5 protein-coding genes are annotated in these 3,764 nt (G+C 68.8%); all 5 read right to left on the reverse strand.

Annotated features, from left to right (window positions below):
* Nucleotides 1–99: 99 nt before the first annotated feature.
* The 5 genes from B2K11_RS20375 to B2K11_RS20395 are packed head-to-tail and all read right to left on the reverse strand — an operon-like array spanning nucleotide 100 to nucleotide 3,661.
* On the reverse strand, nucleotides 100–879 hold the full coding sequence (locus B2K11_RS20375) for a hypothetical protein (RefSeq protein WP_163620916.1): 780 nt from the start codon (nucleotides 877–879) through the stop codon (nucleotides 100–102).
* Nucleotides 867–1,481 (reverse strand): hypothetical protein, encoded by a 615-nt coding sequence (locus B2K11_RS20380; RefSeq protein WP_163620917.1) that lies wholly within the window; start codon nucleotides 1,479–1,481, stop codon nucleotides 867–869. Before B2K11_RS20380 ends, B2K11_RS20375 begins: the two co-directional genes overlap by 13 nt.
* On the reverse strand, nucleotides 1,478–2,095 hold the full coding sequence (locus B2K11_RS20385) for a hypothetical protein (RefSeq protein ID WP_163620918.1): 618 nt from the start codon (nucleotides 2,093–2,095) through the stop codon (nucleotides 1,478–1,480). The genes B2K11_RS20380 and B2K11_RS20385 overlap by 4 nt, the downstream gene beginning before the upstream one ends.
* Before the next feature lie 27 nt (nucleotides 2,096–2,122).
* Nucleotides 2,123–3,322 carry a hypothetical protein gene (locus B2K11_RS20390; protein ID WP_163620919.1) on the reverse strand — a complete coding sequence of 400 codons (1,200 nt, stop codon included), beginning with the start codon at nucleotides 3,320–3,322 and terminating at the stop codon, nucleotides 2,123–2,125.
* Between the two features lie 36 nt (nucleotides 3,323–3,358).
* On the reverse strand, nucleotides 3,359–3,661 hold the full coding sequence (locus tag B2K11_RS20395) for a flagellar protein FlgN (protein WP_163620920.1): 303 nt from the start codon (nucleotides 3,659–3,661) through the stop codon (nucleotides 3,359–3,361).
* Between the last annotated feature and the right edge of the window lie 103 nt (nucleotides 3,662–3,764).

The raw sequence follows: 3,764 nt of genomic DNA on the forward strand, positions 1-3,764 counted from the left end.
CCCCGGGCCGCCGACTCCACGGTAATCGGCATGACGCGATCAGCCCATGGGGACCATTCCCCATGCGCGTGCCCTCGACGCGACCGGCGATCGCGGAGGTCAACGCGGCGTGAGGTCCTCGCGAGGAGCCATCGTCATCCCCAGGATGCCGATGCGCAGCTCGCGGGCTCGCGCATAGTCCTCGCGCGAGATCAGACCGCGGTCCCTCAATACCTCGAGCGCCGTCTGGATGTCGCTGTAGATGCGCATCCGCTCGTCGGGTGGCATGCGCTCCAGCGCCGCCTCGAGCCCGGCGAAGCTGCGCTGCCAGCGATCGCTTCCGGTGTGGGCGGGCCCGCGGAACAAGAGGAAGTGCAGGATGCCGACGATCACGTCGGCCAGCAGCCCCACGACGCCCCACACGCCATCCGCCGCTCCCTGTGTGATGGCTGCGACGGCGACGAGCGACCCGATCGCCGACGGCACGAGATGCAGCGAGCCGAGCATCCGGTGGATCTTCGGGTCGGTTCCCAGCGATTCGCGAATCTCCGTCACGATGCCGATGCCCGCGATGAGCGCCGCGACGCCTGCGAGCAGCCCGGCAACGCCCACCGGCGCGACGTCATTGCGCCCGAAGACCCACGACAGCAGGAAGAGCAGGGCGACGGCCGGCAGCGTGAAGCTCGCGATATGCGACAGCGTGAGCAAGCATCCCCATCCCGGCGCGACGTTCTTCGCGAGGTCCTTCCAGGCAGCCGCCGGCGCGAAGGCGGCCAGCGCTCGACGGAGCTCGGGAACGCCGTGCAACGCACGCGCCTCGAGCTTCCACCAGTCCAAGGGCGTCCACTGCGATGCAGCGCGCGCGAACGTCGTCGCCGGCCCCGCGCTCAGATCCGCCACACCGCATCCTCTCCTTCGGCCGCGGCGACGACGCCGGACGGGTCGAACGCGTCGGAAGGGGCCCAGACCGCGTCGTCGACGTGCACCGAATCGATCAGCGTCTCGGCGCGGGCGGCGGCGAGCAGGACGGACTGCGGGGGGAGCGGACCCAGCACCGCGAACAGCGTCCTGTCGGAAGTCATGAACAGCCATCGGACGCTCGCCCGCTGCGCGTCCTCCCTGACTGTCGACGAACAGCCCTCACCGAGCCCCGTCGATGCGGCGAGCCGGATGCGCGGCTCGAGCACCGCCGGAGGTGACAGGAAGCGTCGCTGCTCATCCGTATCGATGGATCGATCGAGAATCGTCAGGCGCAGCGGCGCCCACGCGCCCGTCTCCGGTTCGAAGGTGAGCACGTTGGTGCTCGCATCCTCGGCGGCGGAGCGCTGCGCCCGCGCCAGGACCCGCGGAAGAGCGGCGCGCTGGTGAGCCGGCAGATCGTGGTGCGCCAACAGAGCCGCGGTGGATTCAGCCGCCCACGCGTCGACGTCGCCGCCGGCCATTCCCGGCCCAGGAAGGACGATAGCGGTGGCCCGATCGATCTCGAAGGTGACGCGCGTCATCGCCCGGTCCACCCGAAGGTCAGCATGTGCGCGTCGAGGAGAGCGAGCCACGTCCTCATGTGCGGGTCTTCGGCAGGGTCGATCTCGGTGGGATGCACGAGGGTCGCGGTGAACTGGAGCGCCTGCGCGCGCCGGGTGCCCGGCACGGGCGTCAGATACACCACCGTGTACGCGCCAACGCTGTCTCCCGAGAGCTCCACGACGCGCCGGTCCACCCAGCGCAAGAACCGTCTGCTGCCCTCCAGCGACCGCGCGCCGCGCCGTTCCACGGCATCGGCGACCATCGCGTCCAGCGTCGACCCTGCGGCACCCTCGGTGACAGTCCCCAGAATGCTCACCGGTACGGTCGACCATGCCGGGGCGTCCTCGCCCGCCATGATCATGACGAAGGCGCCCTGTTTGCGTGCGGCTGCGAGCGCCCCGGTCACGTGAGTCTCGAGCGCGGCGTACACGTCGGGCCGATGCGCTTCACGCAGCCGGACGCGCGCCTTCTCGAGCAGCGAACGCTCCGTGTCCCCCGACGTGTCGTACATGGTCCAGCCGTCGGGCAGCGCCATCCGGAACTCGGGAATCCCCCGCCGGCCGCCACCCAGCTGTTCACGCAGTGAAGTCACCGAACCACCCTGCCACAGCGGACCCCATCACCATGTCGGGTAGGCGACCCGGTCGATGCCGGTTGCGAACTCGAACGCTCCCTGGGCGCTGCCGGCCAGGGTCGCGATGTTGTTGAGGTTGGTTCCGACAGCACTGAAGGCGTATGTGATCTGCTGACCGGTGGTGCCCAGCTCTCCGATCACCTCCCACATGAACGGGTCCTGACCCGACACGGCAGTGCTGAGTACCTCGTCGAAGGAGTTGACGACGAATCCCGCCTCCGGACCGAGCGTGCGCATGTTCGACACCCACTGGCCAGGACTGCGCGAGCCGAGGCTGAGCGTCCAGCGTGCGACGTCGTCGCCGAACGAGAGTCCTCCTCGCGAGAACCCGGTCCAGGCGCGCATTCCCGCCCCGAACCCCCCGCTCGCGAACTCGCCGAACGCGCCGAAGGGAAGAACGCCGAGCACCGCCAGACCGACCTCCCACAGCTCCGCGTCGCCGCGCGAGTACTGCCAGAGCGTTCCGGCGAGAGCGAGCACGCCCACCGTCAGCGCGAGCAGGGCGACGATGGGCCCGCCGACGACCATGGCGAGGACGGCGAGCACCACGCCCGCGACGGCGAGCACATCGAGGGCGAAATCGACGAAGCCGTCGAGGTTGTCACGCCAGCTGTCCTCGATCGCGTGCGCGGTGGAGGAGCGGACGCCGGTGACGGCGTCGTCGAATGCCGTCTCCCAACGGTCGTACTGGTCGTCGAAGTCGTCTGCGGCGCCCTTCCACAGCAGGTAGGCGTCGTCCTTGTCGTTTTCCGCCGTCTCGACGGTGTTCGCGTGCGCGCGCTCCGCGGCGGTGGACGCCTCGACGTCGTCTCCGGCATCCTCCGGGTAGTCGACCGGCGCCATGGACGCGCTCTGCCACTCGCTGAGCTTCTGCTGGTACTGAAGCCAGTAGCTCTCGGCGTCGGACACCGAGGTGTTCATGAGCGTCTTCACCGTGGCGAGCTCGGAACCGTAGTCCCTCACGTACGGGCCGACGGCCTCGTACAGCTCGGCCGCGCGGCCGAGTTCGGCGTTGACTTCACCGCTGAGATCGCGGAGCTTGTCGATCGCCTTGCCTTCCATGTCCGCGCCGTCGTTCACGAGCCGCGTCAGCAGCGACTCGGCATCCGACATCGCGGCACCGAGGTTGACGATCTGCTGGCCGCGCTCGCGCACCGCCTCGCCGTCGCCCTCGACGACCTCCACAGGACGCCCCTTCGGGGATTGATGGATCGCCATGCGTCAGTTCACTTCCTGCATCTGCTGTGCCAGCTCCGCGGCGACCTGCGTGTCGAAGTCACCGAAGCCTTCGAGAACCGTCTTCGTCTGCTCGGTGACCGCCTTCAAGCCTTCGGTCAGCTTGCTGCGGCGATCGTCCCAGCGCTTCTCGAAGTCGTCGGTCTTGTCGCGCAATTCGCCCCGGCCGTACGGCGTCCCGATGTCACCGCTGAGGTCGCTGCGTCGCTGGGACGCGGCCTCGAACTCGGTCTGTGTCGCGAGCAGGTTGGTGTAGAGCGCACCAAGCTCGTCGTACGAGATCTTCACCGACACGTTTCTTCACTCCCCATACGAGTCTTTGGACAGGAAGCGCGTGGGGGTATGAACGCCCCCACGCGCACACCACGCGGTTCAGCCGCCGGCGAGCTGC

The sequence above is a fragment of the Microbacterium sp. B35-30 genome, assembly GCF_010634855.1.
In the GTDB taxonomy this organism is placed as follows: Bacteria; Actinomycetota; Actinomycetes; order Actinomycetales; family Microbacteriaceae; genus Microbacterium.

Coding starts and splice junctions, on each gene's coding strand:
- B2K11_RS20380 (WP_163620917.1), bottom strand. CDS start 1,481: ATGACGCGCGTCACCTTCGAGATCGATCGGGCCACCGCTATCGTCCTT.